The following is a 15,714-nucleotide window of genomic DNA, read 5'->3' as shown; positions in this document are numbered from 1 at the left end:
GAGTACACCATGAGCATGACAACACCGCACGAGGATGACGTGCTCAGCGCAGCATCCGCCATCGTCGATGCCTTCGCAGCCACCGACGGCGATCGCTATTTTCGCGGCTTTGCCCCCGAAGCGACCTTCATTTTTCACACCGAACCCGCTCGCCTGAACGACCGCGCCGAGTACGAGCGCCTGTGGGCCAGCTGGGTTGAGGGCGGCTGGAGAGTGCTTGAGTGCGAATCTTCGGATGCCGCAGTGCAGTCGTTCCCCGGCGGCGCGGTGTTCAGCCACAACGTTTTCACTCGCGTCGACACCGGCGACGGCGAAGACTCCTATCGCGAGCGCGAAACCATCGTGTTCCGCCTCGACAACGACCGGCTAGTAGCCGTGCACGAGCACTTGTCGCCCGTGCCCGACGACGCCGCCTCTGCCGCGGAATAGCTCACTGACTACCCGATCACGCACCCCAAACCGCACCCTACTGAGGAGACTGCAGCAATGTCGCTCTATTCCCGTCTAAGCAAACACACCCAAGATCAGTCCGATGGCGGCAAGCCCGTCAAGGGCACCTACTCACTGCTGCGTATCGGAATGATCTGGCTCGCAGCCAACCTTGTCGTCACGACCCTGCTCACGGGAACGCTCTTCGTTCCCGGCGTCGACTTCGCCACCGCGTTCCTCATGATCGTGCTGGGAACCCTCGGTGGAGCCATCGTGCTCACCGCCATCGGCGCTATTGGCACCCGCACGGGATTGCCAACCATGGCAATCACCCGCGGCGCCTTCGGAACGCGCGGCAGCCTGCTGCCCGTCGCTGCCAACGTGATCGTACTCATGGGCTGGAGCTGGGTGCAGGCGATGTTGGCGGGCGTCACCGTGAACTTCTTGGTGGAGAGCGCTACGGGGTACTCCAACCCCATCCTCTTCTCCGTGCTCTGCCAGAGCATCGTCGTAATTCTCGCGATCTTGGGCCACGAAGGTATCTCCAAGATTGAGCCGTGGCTTGCCGTTCTGATCCTCGGCATCATTGCGTGGGTCTTCATCACCGCATTCACCGCGTTCGACCTTGGCGATTTCCAGACTGTTGCGCCTGATGAGAGCCTCGGCTTCACGCCGATCATTGTGCTCGACATCGTGATTGCCACTGCCGTCTCTTGGACGGTGCTGTCCGCTGACTTCAACCGTTTCGCTCGCACCACCAAGGCTGGCGTGATCGGCTCGGGCATCGGTTACACCGTCTCGACTGTTGTTGCGATGACGCTCGGCCTCACCGCCTTCGTCTACGTGGTTCTCAAAGGCGACGAAGCGGCCGCGTTCGACCCCACCACGATTGTCGGCGCCTTCGGTGCACCGCTCGCCATCATCATCTTCCTCTCGGTGATGGCCACAAACACGATGGTTGTCTACGGAATGGTGACCTCGGTCGTCAACGCCAAGGTCAACAGCAAGGCGAAGTTCTTGCCGACCGCGCTCATCCTGGGCGGCATCTCGATTATCGGCTCGACCTGGCTGCAGTTGCTCAACCAATTCACCGACTTCCTTGTCGTCATCGGCGCCTTCTTCGTTCCGGTGTTCGCGATCATGATTGTCGACTACTACATCGTGAAGCGCGGCGCCTACACAAAGGACATCCTCGAAGCCCGCGGCGGTCGCTACTGGTACAGGGCCGGCATCAACTGGTTTGCTGTCGCCATCTGGGTCATCGGCGCCACCATGTCGTACGTCTGGGCCTACGTGTGGCCGCTGCCGATCGGTGCCACGATTCCCGCATTCGTTCTCACCTTCGTGCTCTATCTTGCAGTCATGCTTCCCGAACGAAAGCGTCACGAAGCCGTTCGCAGCCAGCACCTCGCGGACTCTACGGATGCCGATGCTGCCGGTGCTGACAACGCGGCTAGTCCCGTTGCCTAACTCGCCTTAAGCCTCACCAGGAATCAGGTACCCCAATGCGCGAACTGAGTCACCTCATCACCAATGGAATGCAGGTTTACCCCGGTGACCCTGCGGTCTCAGTCGAAAGCGCACTCAGCGTGGAGCGGGATGGCGTCGACGTCAGCCTGCTCCACCTGGGGTCACACACGGGCACCCACCTCGATGCCCCCTCTCATACCGTCACTGGTGGCCGCACCACTGGCTCGATTGCTCTTGACGAACTCGTCGGTGATGCTCTCGTTGTGCACCTCGCCCCGCAAGCAGCCAACGCCGTGTACGGCATCGATGACATCATCGACGCTCTCGCCGACGAGCTTCCGATCGCCGTGCCCAGCATCGTGATCATCAACACTGGGTGGGCTCAGCACTTCGGATCAGTCGAGGCGTTAAATCATCCCGCCATTGATGCGGATGCCACAGCAGAACTGATGCGCCGCGGAATGCACGTGCTCGCCGTCGACACCCTCAGCCCCGACCCCACGGGGGAAGGCTCAACCGAGTTCCCCGTGCATGAGGTCGTATTGGGAAATGACGGACTCATCATCGAAAACGTCACGGGTCTCGCTGACCTGTCTGAGCGCGTTCGCGTCGGCTTCTTCCCACTGCCCATCGATGCCGACGGTGCGCCAGTGCGGGCGGTTATTCTCGACGACCACCTTTAGCCCGCCGAGGGTTCGGCATCCGGAACCCTAGCTCCTCGGCAGGCGATGGAGAAGAGCTGCACGCATCGGCGGCAAGGTTCTGCGGTAGGCGTCTTGCGCTGAGACCTGTGCGATGGAAGGTATCTGCAGAATGTAGCGAGAAAAGACCAGTCCGACGACGACTTCGATTGCGGCAGCGGCGCGATCCGCTCGACCGGGGCCGGTCAGTCGAGACTCGAGCGTGGCCACTATTTCCTCGTCAATGTATCCACGGAATAGTGTCATGGTCTCCGCATCGCGCAGCGCTGCACCCGCAAGGTTCATCAATGGTTCTATCGCGGTGCGGTTTTCCCAACTGCGGATCACGAGCGCGACAAGGCGCTCCGGCATTCTCTCTGGCGATCCAGAATCTAATGCTCGCTCGAGCACGTCGGCCGGAGCAACCGCGAGGCCAAGCACAAGTGCGAACAACTGCTTCTTCGTACCGAAGTGATAACGCACCAACGCGGGATCAACGTCACTCGCGTTGGCAATTCCCCGCATCGTGGTTTTCGCATACCCCAGTGTGTGAAATCGAGTCCGTGCTTCCGTGAGTATCCGTCCGCGTGCTTCGCTGCTGCCGCCGATGGGACGACCTGGTTTTCGGTTCATTGAGATCTCGTTGCCTTTCACCGCTCGTGCCAGCCTAACCTCCAAGAAATTCCTCACGGTGGCGAGTGCCAGCGTCAGAGAACACACTCGTTCCGTAACCAAAGGAGACCCACCATGACATCATCGGACACCCCTAACCCCGCCACCGCAACGAAGTGGATGCCCGTTCGACTGATCGAGCCGACACCAGACGGCTTCCTTCTTGTGGCCATCAGCACGGGTCCGTGGCGCGTGCCGCCCGCCCTACCCCGACCGCGGCGCCGAAAGGTTCTCGCTCAATTGCGCCAGCTCGCGATTGCTCTCGAAGCACAGCCTGAAGTTGAAGAGAGTTCTGTCTTCGAAGGAACATTGCGACCTCCCGGAAACCGTTCACTTGCCGGGCAGTGGAGCGGCCCTGTCGAGTATGACGCCGTGATGTTGGTGCGAACATCGACTCCGCAAGCAGCACGGGCGCTCCTCGACGACGAGCGCGTGCGAGAAGTGTCCGAAAGCGTACCCAACGTACTTGCCACAGCTGGCCGAAACGTGCGGCGTATCGCTGACGTCAATCACCAACGGCAGGGAGTTTTCTTGTTCAACTTCTTTACCGCTGACGATCAGGAACACAATCTTCACGCCTGGCAATACACCGCGGGGTGGTTCCAAGACGAGACCAACCTCGATAACTCAACCGTGCTCGGCGACCTCAGCAACAATTCCCCATTTGTTCTCGTCAACCACTGTCGCTGGGATCATCTGATCGACGTTGTGCCCTCATTGATCGCCAAACGGAGCTTCACGAGCTTCGTGCTTGAAACCTTCCGACAGCACCGCGTTGCGCCGCATCCTGCGCTGTATCGTCTGCACTTTTCAACGGCTCAACACGGTTAAGACCTATCAGTAGATCTCCGCGATGGACTGCAGTAGAGCGGCAGCCTCGACACCGAGGCTGCCGCTACCGGTTTGTCACGATTGACGCTGACGACGACGCTTCAGAGCGACGAATCCAAACAGCATTCCTCCGACCACGATAAGTCCGATGGGCAGAAGCAGAATGTTCGAGCCAGACGCCGCGCCAGTGAAGGCAAGACGGAACGAGTTCGTGAAGGTGATCGAGTTCGCAGCATCCGCGCCAGTCCAACGCAATGGAAGCATGGTCACTGACGTGCCGATAACAGAAGCGCCAGCACTGCCGTCTGCTGCCGTCAGGGTCGACGTCGTCTGAGTGGCCCCTCCCGTTTTCGTCTCGACAATCGTGCAATCTGCGCCTTCGGCCAGCTCTGTCCACACAACAGTGTCACCGCCGCGAATCGCTCGTGCGGAATCCTCCGCGGCACTGATTGATCGGTCGTCAAGCGTGCAGGTGAGTGTCAGTTCGAACGGTCCCCTGGCCTGCGATCCCCCGTCAATGACCTTCTTAGCCGCTACGACCTCTGCAAAGCGGTACGTGTTTTCGATGGAGAGATCAGGCTGCGCTTGATCATCCGCTGAAAGCACGGTGCTGTCGACAGAAATCGTAAACTCACCATCCACGACCTCGTCGGATCGCTCATCCAGGATCCGTGTCATGCTCGCTCCGCCGTCTCGCGTTTCTGAGAGCGCACACTCGGCTCCGGAGGCAATGCCCGTGTAGTCGGCGACAGGAGACGCTGCCGTCACGGTGCGAATGGCACCACCGGGAATGCTGACGTCTTCGCCATCCCGAACACACTGAAGGCTGAATTCAAACTCAACCTCAGGTACGGGATTGCGAGCGAACTTATCAATCGCACCGGAGTCTCCCGCGAAGGTCTTCGTGACCTCGACGGAACCCGTGAGGTACCAGTTGGTGACGTCAATATTGACGACCGGAGAAGGCTCGGCGACAGTGGGTCCAGGAACCGTGAGCCGACCCAGCGTCGTATCGCTGCCGTCGTTAGGTGTGATCACTACAGCATCCGCACCCTGAAGGCTCGGTTCACTGAAGGTGCAGTCCGAGTCAGCGATGATGTTCTCAAGCACAGCTTGCCAAGCGTTGCCTTCATTGAGCGACACTGAACCGTCGTATTGAGTAGTTGCGCCGAACGTGCAGAGTACAGCAACGGTGAAGGTCTTGTCCTCGCCGAACTGTGCAGCACCATCACCGAGCAGTTTCTTGGTGACAATGAGCGCTGCGGGAGCATCGAATCGGTTGTTGGCATTAGTCGTGTTCGTCACCACACCAGCGGCAGTGTTTGGGCTCAACCGAGTGAAGGTAGTCGTGCGAGCTGTGTTATCCACAGCGACACTCGTTCCTGTGCGCGTGGAGTCCGTGCTCGCCGTCATGATCGTCGTGTCGGCACTCTTCGGGTCAGTTTCGGTAACGACACAGTTCGAGTTGACCGGCAACCCAGTGATCGTGCGAGATTCATCGGCGTCGAGAGTGAAGGATGCATCCGCCGCTGCAAGAGGCACCGCAACGCCTAGGAACGTGCAGCTCACTGCAAACTCGAATTCCGTGGGAACGACGGATGCTGTTGTCGTCACAGTCTTCGAGACCGTCAAACCAGTCAGCTGATAGTCATTGGTCAAGGTCACTGTGGGCAGCAAAGCGGGGTCGGTGATCTGCGGATCGACCGTGACCGTAGTCGCGGTATAGCTCGACTGGCCGCTCGCAGCGGTCTCGGTGACCGTGCAGCTCGCGCCGCCGGGAAGGTCATCAAAGGTCACAACCGGAACCGTGGCCGGCGTGGTTGTTGTGTCGAGAGTCATCGTGAAGTCACGCTCGATCGTCTCGCCTAACGACGTGCACACCAGCTTTCCTGCGAAGGTCTGCCCGTTGGGGATGAACGATGCAGCGGGCCCGGTGATCTCTTTCTCCAGACGGAGGCTGCCTGTTGCCAATGCAACGGAAACATCTGAGTAGTCCAGTGCCGTAACGGCCGTGTCTCTCGCTCCCGTCCTTGTAATAGCTGAAGCCGACAAAGAGTTACGCGCTGTCGTGTTCGCTCCGGGTGTGGCTGACAACGCCGCAGTACGAGTGATGATGTCGATGCTCACGACGTCTGCGGGCTTAAACAGTGCGCTGTCAGGGAAGTCAATAACAAATTGAAGTCCCGTGATGACGGTTGAGTCGGCGAGTTCCCCTGCCGTCCACACCGCCCATCCCGTTGCGGGATCGCTGCCACAGGCATCCAGATTGGCTGGCGTCTGCAGAACTGCCTTACACGGGGTTTCTGCTGTCGTGTAGTAGGCGGTCAGCGTCGCGCCGGGCATCCCGATCTTTGAAGTGATCTCATCGGCAAAGCTGGCGTTCCAACTCGAATCTCGTACGAAGGCGTCAAGGATTGTTTGATCGCCGAGAGCGGGAAGGCGTGTAGACAACACCAGTCGCGGCATGTTGGTCGTGCCGGTGTTTTGGGCAGTCAGTCGCCATGTTTCTTTCTGGCCAGGCAGTGTCACGGGGACGCACGGATTGCGTGAGAAACCGTCGCTGTCCTTAGCCGCTGTACAGTCGGCAAGCGTTCCGCCGATGAAGCCCTGGTCAACAGGGAAATCGGCATCAAGTTCCGCACGCACCGTCATCAAGGCGCGCAGAGCTGCTTGCTCCGATGGCCGCACGGTGGTCTCCGTGGAGCATTCGCCCGTCGCGCTTTCGTAACTGGCGGTGAAACCCGCGGGCGCCGTGCAGGTATCGAAGGCACGATCGCCGGTAATTCCGAAGCGGTTGGTTACGTTCGCATCATTGCTGAGGCCGGGGCGGAACATCATCGGAATGGTGATGACGTAGACCTGTCCAACTTCCAGCACTGAACCAGCGGGGAAGGTGAATTCGATTTCAGTAGGTCCGTAGGAGTCAGCGGTGACGTCTACAGTCGGCCCGCTGGTTCCTGTCGGAAGCGATGCTCCGCTCGAAGGAGAAGGCGCTGCGCCAGTGAGCGCGTACTTGTATGTCCACGGCTTGTCCGGATCGAAGACTAGCTGTGCACCCGTCGAATCACTGGGGAGATAGTCGGTGATTACCGGGTTAATGATCGGCCACGATCCCGTGTTAGTCACCGAAAGGGTGTAATCGAACAGTCGACCGGGTGCCTTGACGCCCGCGGGGCGCTTTTGAACCTTGACCCCAGTCGTGGCGTGAAGGAATTGGTAGCTAGCCGAGTTGCTCGCGGTGGCGCTCTTGCCCCAGATACCAATGACGTCGGCTCGAAGAGAGTTCGTTGTCGTGCCAGCATCCGCTTCACCAGGTGATGCCGCGTTGCCCAGAAGATCGCTCAGTACCGGTCCGCCCGTGCGGAGGTCGACTCGCCGCTGCACGAGAACGGGAATACTCACCTTCGGCGCCTGCGGATTCTCCCACTGGGAGCCGTCGAGGCGTTTCACCGTGAACCGCAATCCTTCTACTGCACTAGCAGTCACACCGGCAGGCAGGAAGCTGGACTGTGCTTGAGCGGCAGTCTTCCACGTTCCCGCACCGACCCATGAACCGCCGCGATCTTCACAACTGGCGTCAGGTGAATCGGCAACGTCAGCATCCGTCCACGTACCGCTCACGCACGCTTCGATCTGAATCACTGTCGCGCTAGCGGAGGAGGTCGGGCTAAACACAGGCAACGTAGGCGTGCCTGACGAGACCCCGACAAAGTCGAAAGAGTTCCAGAAAGTGGCACGGTCGTCGGTAATGGTCAGCGAACTCACTCGCTCGCTGCCGCTCGGCGTTGCTTCGAGAGTGAGAGCGAAGGCGCTACGGTTCGGCTCAGTCTCCGACGTTTTCGCGAACTTCTTCGTCGTGTTCACGCCGATCGTGCTCGCCACGAGAACGATGTTGGCACCCTTACGTGCAGAGAGCGACTCAGCGCGGAACACTGGAGCGGTGGTGGGACTAGAGGCATCCCATCGGGTGTCAGTGACGGTCGCTTGTGTCGAGTTGTAGTCCGTACCCGCAACGACCGCGCCACCACTTCGTTTTTCTGAGCGCAGCCCCAAGTCAAACACGATGGTTGCTGTGCCGTTGCTGGCCTTAATCTGGCCGGTGTAGTCGAAGGTGAAAGCCGTGGCATCGGCAAGTTGCGCAGCAGTCCAGCCCAGAACTGTCGAAGAGATGTTCGCCAAGTTTGTTCCCGAGGCAGTGAGATTTCCCCCAGCCGATCGAACGACGGTGACGGTCAGTCCCGTAGCACCCGAGGGGTGTGTGATCGATTGGAACCGGGTGAGGTTCCAGTCTTCGAAGGGCGAATCATTCGGTGTCGCTATCGATGTGTTGGGTTCACTGATACTCAGACCCTCGACCTTCGCGGCTGTCTGATTGACCGCAGTCAAGGTCACTCGGCTTGACGGCTGTTCCGTTACCGAGGCATCCGGAATGGGAATTGGGCCACCGGCCCAGGACTTGCTGGCCGCAACAGCAAGTGGTGGGTTTTGAATCTGGAGGGTGTCGGAGGCGCGGTCTGTGAGGGGACCGCCTACTGCGAGGGTCGCCTGTGACCAGGCATCATTCCGGATGACGCTGTGCCCGAGTGCTGGCGGGGTCGCGGAGGTCACATCGGCGTTGTACCGATAACCATCCACAACGGGTGCTGCGGCGTTGCTGCGCAGAGTGTCTCGCATCTGAAATACGAGGTCGATGTCACGGTTGTTACCCAGCGAGTCTGCGACTCCGCTACCGGGGGCTGGAGCTAGACCTGGGCGGTTGGTTCCTTCGGTGAACGTAAACCGGATGGCGACAAAATCAGCCTGTTGAGCCGAGGTCAGAGTGCGGGCGGCAGCGTTTCCGCCATCGCACGGTGCCGACGTCGTGCAGTACCCAGAAATGGTTACCCAGTCAGATGCCGCTGCACTATAAAACTCGATCGCAACTTTGTCGTACCTCACCAGCGGGTCGATTGTGCTGAGGCGCGGAATCTGAACGAGGTTGTACGCGTCGTACATGCCCTTAGCCCAGGCTGCGGGATCCGGGTTTCCTGAGGAATCAACTGCGCCGTCGTACACGACCATGGAGTCCACACCGGAGTATCCGTCGGTCGACCATGAGAGTCGCGCCCGAGTACTTTCACCGTTACGAGTGTTCATCACACCCTGGCTCGTTGTGTTGTTCGTTGTGATGAACTTCTTATCGAGCAAGTTGGCAGCACCAGTGCCGCTGCCCGAGCTGTCATAGGGAACCAACTTCACCGTAGGGCAGGGGTCAGCTACTGCGCGGTTGGAGGTCAAACCTGTTGTTCCGGTGCCACTCGTTCCGTAGGTCGCGCTGCAGTTCTCAAGCTCGGCCGCTGCATTCGGCAACGCGGTGCTGGTGCCTCTCAGCGTGGATCGAAGCGAGTACTCAACATTGGCAATCAGCGTCTGGTCGGGTTGGAAACCCGTAGTGCTTTCCCACTGAAACTTCAGACCGTAGATGTCGTCACGAACGCCGGCGGGGATGTCGTAGTTCTGTACGCCCGGACCGAGAACGGTGAGAGGCGTGTAGTTTCCCGCTGAGTCGCGGTAGAGGATGGTCAGCGTCGCATCCCCCGGAACCGCAGTCGCAACTAGCCGAGTCGCGTTGAAGCTCTCGTACCAGTCAGTGAGACCGGTCGAGTCCGACGGGTCCGTCATCTCAATGATGTCGAGCGCTCGAGTGGAGCTGGGGTAGTCAAGCACATGGGTGGTGAGCGTCGCCGTGGTCGACTGACCTGGAGCTGCCCGCAACGACCCTCGAGAAAGCGACTTAGAGGTCTCTAGATTGACCTGCTCCGCGAGCACAGTGACAGTATCCGACGCGTACTTCGGCGGCACCGCCTGGCTGTACTTATCGACAGCACTGACCATAATTCGGTTGGTGTACAGCACAGCGAGGTCAGGAGAAGCCTGGACAGGATTAGAGGAAATCGTGAACGGCAGCTTCGCCGACACCCCTTGAGCCATCGTTCCGTTAAAGGTCGCGCTGAACCCAGTAATGCGCTTGGCTGATCCCGCCGCGGGAAGACCGGGTGCGGTCGCCTCGAGGGCCTCACTGACTGTGCCGTCGGCAAAGTAGTAGGTGATGGTCGCCGTTGTTGCACCGGCGGGCCACGAGACTCCCGACGTGAACCCATCAAAGATCAGGCCACCACCAGTGTGCGCCGGCGCGAACGGATTGGTGCTATCAAGCAGTGTCGGGTCAGCGGGTTCAGAGATCGTCAACGATGTGAGCGGAACCGAGCCAGAGTTGCTTCCGGTCAAGGTCACGGTGCCGCTCGTGAGGTCGTTCTCACCGAATGCAACGGTCGACATGCGGTCTGGAGTGATCGATTTACCCGCCGAAACAGAACTCGTTGCCGCTGTTACTACGTAGTTTGCTGTTGCTGACTTCGTTGCCGAGAGTGCGTCGCGCTTGACGGTCGACTGCGCAGTGTTCGGATAAGTCTTCGCGGTTATTCCGGCGCGGTTCTCAAGATCAAGCACCATGCTGGCGGTAGCCAGTCGAGGAATCTCAGCAGTTGTGCCCGATGAAAACACAATGCGGATTCCTGTGGCAGCAACGGGGTCGACTCCCACTGGGAACGCAACAGTGTCGCCAACACCAAACGGTGCGGAGTCCACCCAGCCCGGGGTCGGCAGAGAACTGTCCCAGAGGGATACAACGGCAGAGGTCGCGCCCGTTGGCCACGTCACTGCGTCAAGGTTCTTCATTTCAAGCGCCGCGCTAAAGATGTTTCCCGCAGCGGTCGGGTCGACGGGATCCTGAATCGTCAGCGAGGAAACGGCGGCGTTAGAGGCGTTCTCGCCCCCGACAGTGAGTTGAGTTTCAAGTCCGGGCACCGCGATATTCGTCGACGGCGAGAAGGACTTAGAAGACTCGGTCGCGAGTTCCAGAGGGACAACGAGCTGAACCGATGCCGTACTGGGCCTCATCGGAGCATTCTCGGCGACCATTTGCGAAGTATTTTCAACAGTTCGCGGGCTCGGCGTGTAATCCAAGTCTGAACGCACAGTCACCGGAATGGTCACCGTAACGGTGCCGTTCGTCAGCCCCTTTTTTCCGCTCGGCATGGACAAGTCCTGCAGAAAAGCAATAGTGACGGTTTGCCCGCTCACAGTAATGGTGCGCTCCGAGGCGGCGAGCGCCGGCGTCAAGAGAATTTCTGACGCATCGGGAAGGATGAATTCCGCTGGTATTTCATCAGTCAAGACCGCATCAACGCACTCGTCGGTGAGTACGGAACAACCGACTTCGATCATCCAGTTGAACGTGTCACCAGGACCGACGACAGTCGCATTAGCCGACTTCACGTTCCGAACAGCCGCTGGCTCATAGGCGAATGCAGCGGTAGTCGGGATGAGCGTCGCTGCGACGACGAGAAGCGCTGTGCCGCCTGAAATGATTCTGCGCAGTGGCGCAAAACCAGCATCGGCATTCTTGCGCGCGCGCGAATGAGAGCGTCGGGTCAGCATCAGTTGGCACCTCACGTCGCACCGTCATGACAGAGAGGTAGGCGCAACGAATTGGCTACCGTCGGGTCTCGGCGATGCAGGGCTAGCGAAATCGGGTTTAGGAATTTTCGGGTATTACAGGCCACGCTGGAGCAGAACTCCTGGAGCAGAACTCACGAAGCCTGAAATCCACACTAGAAGACTTCGCGGCGTCACGGTTGGCCTGCGCGAAAAACTTTGCCCCCCACTGGTAGGGCTAGACGAGTCAGTAGACTCCTCCCTATTTTGGGGAGTTTCTAGCTTGCCGTGATGTCTTCGATGGCATCCGCGAGATCAGGGTGCTCGAATGTGAAGCCCGCCTCGGTGAGGGTGCTGGGAACGACCCAGCGGCTTTTGAGGATGAGTTCGGGTTCGGTTCTGAGCACCCACATGGCGGGCTCGAGCATCCATCGCCAGGCTGGCAGCCCGATTGGTGCGCCGACCGCCCGGCGCAGTGTGCGCATGAGAGTGCGGTTGTCGGAGGGGTTGGGGCTTGCGACGTTGACGGGGCCCGAGATTGCCTCGGTGTCGCGCAGGAATCGAATCGCGCTGACCACGTCGTCGAGGTGCACCCAACTGAACTTTTGGCGCGCGCCCGTCTTGTGGCCTTCGGCTCGACCAGTGCCCGTTGGAGTTGGTCCAATGCCGCGGTACCTGCTGTGGGGGAACCACCAGCCGTCGATCTGCGGCCCGCCGAGGCCGACGCGTGCCAACCGGAACAACAGTTTCGTTGCCGGGCCATCACCGAGCACAATCGCCATGCGGAGTGCGACGCGGCGAGTGTGCGGCAGATCGCCTTCGAAGAATTCGCGCTCCCAGTTGCGGGCAACATCCACCGAGAAGCCCTTGCCGAGCTCTCCGTTGTCATCGCTATTGGGGCGGTCAGTTGAGTGCCGGTAGATCGTTGCGGTCGAGGCATTCATCCAGAGGGCGGGCGGGGCGGATGCCGCGGCAATCGCAACTCGCAGAGCCCGAGTCGTCTCGACCCGCGAGCGCAGAATCTCGTTTCGGTTGGCGTCGTTGTAGCGACAGTTCACGGATTTGCCTGCCAGGTTGACGACAATCGCTGAGCCGTCAATGACGTGGGCGATGGCTTCAGGGTCACTCCAGGTGATGTCGGCGTGACGACCGATGAACCGAACGTCGTAGCCGTCGTCACGAAAGGCTTGCGCTATCGCTGGCCCGACAAAGCCGCTCGCCCCGGCGATTACCGCGATCGGTTGTGCTGCCGCCGGTGTGACCGCCTCTGGTTTCGCTTCCTCGCGTACCACTGCCATGACGCCCCCATCAGAGTGAAGTTTTCTCACGCAAGTCTATCGACTGGGCCCGCGGGGCAAGCGCAGCAGATGAGAATCGTTGGCAGGCTCTCGGGTGCCACTTGCGCTTCATATTCCCACTGTAGGTATACTCCCGATATGACCGAAACCGCTTTCTGGATCTTAACTGCCCTCTCGGCGGGCACTCGTCACGGCTACGCCATCCTTAGCGATGTGAAAGAGCTCAGCAATGGCGTGATGGTACTGCGCGTCACCACGCTGTATGCCTCACTTGAACGCCTCGAACGTGAGTCCCGCATCCGCATCACGAGTGAAGAAGTGGTCGATGGCCGAGCTCGGCGATACTACGACATCACCGATGAGGGGCGAGCACAGCTCGAGACAGAAGCAGAACGCCTGGCTCACCGCGCCGCGGTGGCACAAGCGAGCATGGCCAGCCAACCTGCGCGCACGCGCGGCGCAGCGATTCTTCCTGGATCAGTGTCGGCGGTCACAGCGTGAGCGCAACTCGCCGCTCGCAGTATGAGCGACTGCTGCGCTGGTATCCCCCATCGTGGCGGCAAACCAACGGTCAACTCATGCTCGACACCATAGAAGAGCATGCGGATGCCAGCGGTCGCACGCGCCCCTCTCGCGCAGAAGCGTGGTCGTTGCGCGCACACGGGCTCGCGGAACGAGCAACGGTACCGGCGATTATCGTCGTCGCTTCGACCGCACTGGCACTGAGCCTGAGCACCGTTGTTGTGCTCTGGTTCGGCGGAGTTGCTAGAGGCCCCTGGGCACAAGGCGCCTTTTTCGGAGCCCAATTTTTGGGCGACCTTCTGATGAGCATCGCGGCGGGAGCGCTCATTCTGCGTAAGGGCTTCATTAGCGCCGAGCAAGCACTGTTCTCGGGAGCTATTGCCATCCCCGCCTGGGTTTTCGGCGGTCTCGCCGCCGCCTCATGGAGTGTCGGATTCGATGAAGCAGATGCCGGAGGAGTGACATCGTGGTTCGGCGGCGCAACGATCTTCTTCATTGGGGCAGCAGTGCTGTTGGGCGCTATCGCCCTCATGCCGCTCTACCTAACCGTCTTCAGAACTCTGTCGACATCATCGTGGCGTTGGACGCTCAGCGTGGTAATTGCTGGTGTCAGTTCTCTCTTCATTGGCATCTCAGCAGTCGTGCAATCGACAACACTCCTCGCGGCCGCGACTATCCTTCTCCTCGCCGGCCTGCAATTGCGTAAACCTCGCGAACGATCCACTGTCGCTCCACAACCCCGACAACCGTTGGATCGCAACTCGCGCCGCCAGCTTGCCGTTGTCACGGGGGCCGCGGCACTGCTCGGCATCTGCTGCGTGGCCTTCGCGCTCACGGGCAGCAACTGGGCCGCCGGAAGCCCCGATGCCACGCAGGCCATGCGCCTCGGCATTCTTCTCGGCGCACTTGCTGCAACACTTGTTGTTGCTGCGAGTGCGATCCTCTTGTTCGCTCGCCTAGGCACGATCGGCGCCTGGTCGGGTGCTGTTCTTATCGCAGCGCTCCTCGTGCTCGCGCTGAGCTACGCCATGAACATCGACGACCCCACTTCGTGGGCCTTAATGGTCAGCGCGGGCATTCTGACCGGGTTGGCCTTCGGCATCCTGTTCTTGCCGGTGCTACCCAATCGCCCTTGGCTCAAAGCACTCCTCGTCGTCGCGATCAGCCTCGCACTCGCCGGCACGCTCGGGATGATCGTTGCGCTGGCTGCGGCGTTCGTCTCCCCCATCGTCGCGATAGTTCTAACCGTCGTGCTCGTGCGCCAGCCGAGGGCACGCTCCGGCGAACTGCGACCGTTGCACGCGAGCTGACAATCCCGCCGAGGACGTGCGGCATTATGGCGCCTAGCCGGGAGGACTTACAAGGCTGAAGGACCCTTGCGGGCGGATGCCCGGAGTGCAACTCTGGAGCTATGCGCACACCAGTGGTTGCCATCATTGCGATCGGTTGCGCCCTCACGCTCTCAGGCTGTGTCACGTCGGCAGATGCGCTGCCAGGCGTCGCAGGCGGAGCGGCCGAGTATCCGGAGTGGCTCGACGAAAGCCTCAACTTGCCGACTGCCGAGCTGACGCTACTGCGCGATGACGGCGAAATGCTCGCGTACGCGAGCCGTGATGACGACAATTGGTGCGTTGTCGCCGTTCTTGCACCGTCCCCGAGCGGTAACGGTGACGATTGGGGCGCTTCCGCCAGCTGCGTGCCCTTGGCAATCTTTGCCGATAGAGGAGCAATCGTTTCATTCAGCATGAGCGGTCGCAGCGGTGGTGCTCATCTCCTCCCGCCTGGCTACAACAAAGCACTCAAGGCCGGATGGATACGCGTGAGCCCTCAACTCGCCGTCACGAGGTAACAGCTGGCCACCGTCTCGAGACAGAGGTGCGATCGGAGAGTAATCTCGAGACAGGGAGGCCCCATTATGGCAAAAGAGAGTTTCAGCGCAGACGAACGTGCAGCGATGAAGGAGCGCGCTCGAGAAGCAAAGCGTGAAGCATCTGCTGCCGAAGACCTAGAAGATGTGCTTTCCAAGATTGCCGAGATGCCTGACATTGACCGCACTCTCGCCGAACGCGTTCACGCTACTGTGCTCGCTGCTGCTCCCAACCTCGCTCCGAAGACGTGGTACGGGATGCCCGCCTACGCCAAAGATGGCAAGGTCGTGTGCTTCTTCCAAGCCGCGGTCAAGTTCAAGGCGCGTTACGCGACTCTTGGGTTCAGCGATGAGGCTGCGCTCGACGACGGCCCGATGTGGCCTGCCGCTTATGCCCTAGTGGAGTGGACGGATGCTGTCGAAGCCCAGGTCCGCGCACTCGTGACCCAAGCAGTCGGCTAGCCATTCG

The 15,714-nt window shown here is 60.2% G+C and carries 11 protein-coding genes; 8 read left to right on the top strand and 3 right to left on the bottom strand.

Going from position 1 to position 15,714, the window contains the following annotated elements; translation table 11 throughout:
• Positions 1 to 9: 9 nt before the first annotated feature.
• Genes AACZ26_RS09005 through AACZ26_RS08995 form a run of 3 tightly spaced genes read left to right on the top strand, consistent with a single transcriptional unit; the run spans position 10 to position 2,582 of the window.
• A complete protein-coding gene (locus AACZ26_RS09005) occupies positions 10 to 429 on the top strand; it encodes a nuclear transport factor 2 family protein (protein ID WP_339620860.1) in 420 nt (139 codons plus the stop codon).
• Positions 430 to 486: 57 nt separating this feature from the next.
• The gene (locus tag AACZ26_RS09000) at positions 487 to 1,899 is read left to right on the top strand and encodes a cytosine permease (protein WP_339620859.1); all 1,413 of its coding nucleotides are present in this window, start codon (positions 487 to 489) and stop codon (positions 1,897 to 1,899) included.
• A gap of 35 nt (positions 1,900 to 1,934) precedes the next feature.
• Positions 1,935 to 2,582, top strand: a complete 648-nt coding sequence (locus AACZ26_RS08995; RefSeq protein WP_339620857.1) for a cyclase family protein — start codon at positions 1,935 to 1,937, stop codon at positions 2,580 to 2,582.
• A 27-nt stretch (positions 2,583 to 2,609) separates the two neighbouring features.
• On the opposite strand, the gene AACZ26_RS08990 is transcribed toward AACZ26_RS08995, so the two are convergent.
• Positions 2,610 to 3,212, bottom strand: coding sequence for a TetR family transcriptional regulator (locus AACZ26_RS08990; RefSeq protein ID WP_339620856.1), 603 nt, complete (start codon positions 3,210 to 3,212; stop codon positions 2,610 to 2,612).
• A gap of 114 nt (positions 3,213 to 3,326) precedes the next feature.
• Here AACZ26_RS08990 and AACZ26_RS08985 point away from each other — a divergent pair, with 114 nt between their 5' ends.
• The gene (locus tag AACZ26_RS08985) at positions 3,327 to 4,082 is read left to right on the top strand and encodes a hypothetical protein (RefSeq protein ID WP_339620854.1); all 756 of its coding nucleotides are present in this window, start codon (positions 3,327 to 3,329) and stop codon (positions 4,080 to 4,082) included.
• Positions 4,083 to 4,157: 75 nt separating this feature from the next.
• Here AACZ26_RS08985 and AACZ26_RS08980 read toward each other — a convergent pair whose 3' ends face one another.
• Together AACZ26_RS08980 and AACZ26_RS08975 are read right to left on the bottom strand one after the other, a co-directional pair.
• A complete protein-coding gene (locus AACZ26_RS08980; protein WP_339620852.1) occupies positions 4,158 to 11,561 on the bottom strand; it encodes a DUF5979 domain-containing protein in 7,404 nt (2,467 codons plus the stop codon).
• Between the two features lie 275 nt (positions 11,562 to 11,836).
• Positions 11,837 to 12,856 carry a DUF1731 domain-containing protein gene (locus AACZ26_RS08975; RefSeq protein WP_339620851.1) on the bottom strand — a complete coding sequence of 340 codons (1,020 nt, stop codon included), beginning with the start codon at positions 12,854 to 12,856 and terminating at the stop codon, positions 11,837 to 11,839.
• A gap of 138 nt (positions 12,857 to 12,994) precedes the next feature.
• On the opposite strand from AACZ26_RS08975, the gene AACZ26_RS08970 reads away from it, so the two are divergent.
• The 4 genes from AACZ26_RS08970 to AACZ26_RS08955 all read left to right on the top strand — a co-directional run bounded on the left by AACZ26_RS08970 (position 12,995) and on the right by AACZ26_RS08955 (position 15,707).
• Positions 12,995 to 13,357, top strand: a complete 363-nt coding sequence (locus tag AACZ26_RS08970; RefSeq protein WP_339620850.1) for a PadR family transcriptional regulator — start codon at positions 12,995 to 12,997, stop codon at positions 13,355 to 13,357.
• Positions 13,354 to 14,688, top strand: coding sequence for a hypothetical protein (locus AACZ26_RS08965; RefSeq protein WP_339620847.1), 1,335 nt, complete (start codon positions 13,354 to 13,356; stop codon positions 14,686 to 14,688). Before AACZ26_RS08970 ends, AACZ26_RS08965 begins: the two co-directional genes overlap by 4 nt.
• 101 nt (positions 14,689 to 14,789) lie before the next feature.
• A complete protein-coding gene (locus AACZ26_RS08960; protein ID WP_339620844.1) occupies positions 14,790 to 15,227 on the top strand; it encodes a hypothetical protein in 438 nt (145 codons plus the stop codon).
• A 66-nt stretch (positions 15,228 to 15,293) separates the two neighbouring features.
• A complete protein-coding gene (locus AACZ26_RS08955; RefSeq protein ID WP_339620843.1) occupies positions 15,294 to 15,707 on the top strand; it encodes a DUF1801 domain-containing protein in 414 nt (137 codons plus the stop codon).
• Positions 15,708 to 15,714: the final 7 nt, after the last annotated feature.

The organism is uncultured Salinibacterium sp. (genome assembly GCF_963974405.1).
GTDB lineage: Bacteria > Actinomycetota > Actinomycetes > Actinomycetales > Microbacteriaceae > Rhodoglobus.
This window is presented reverse-complemented; position numbering and strand designations above follow the sequence as displayed.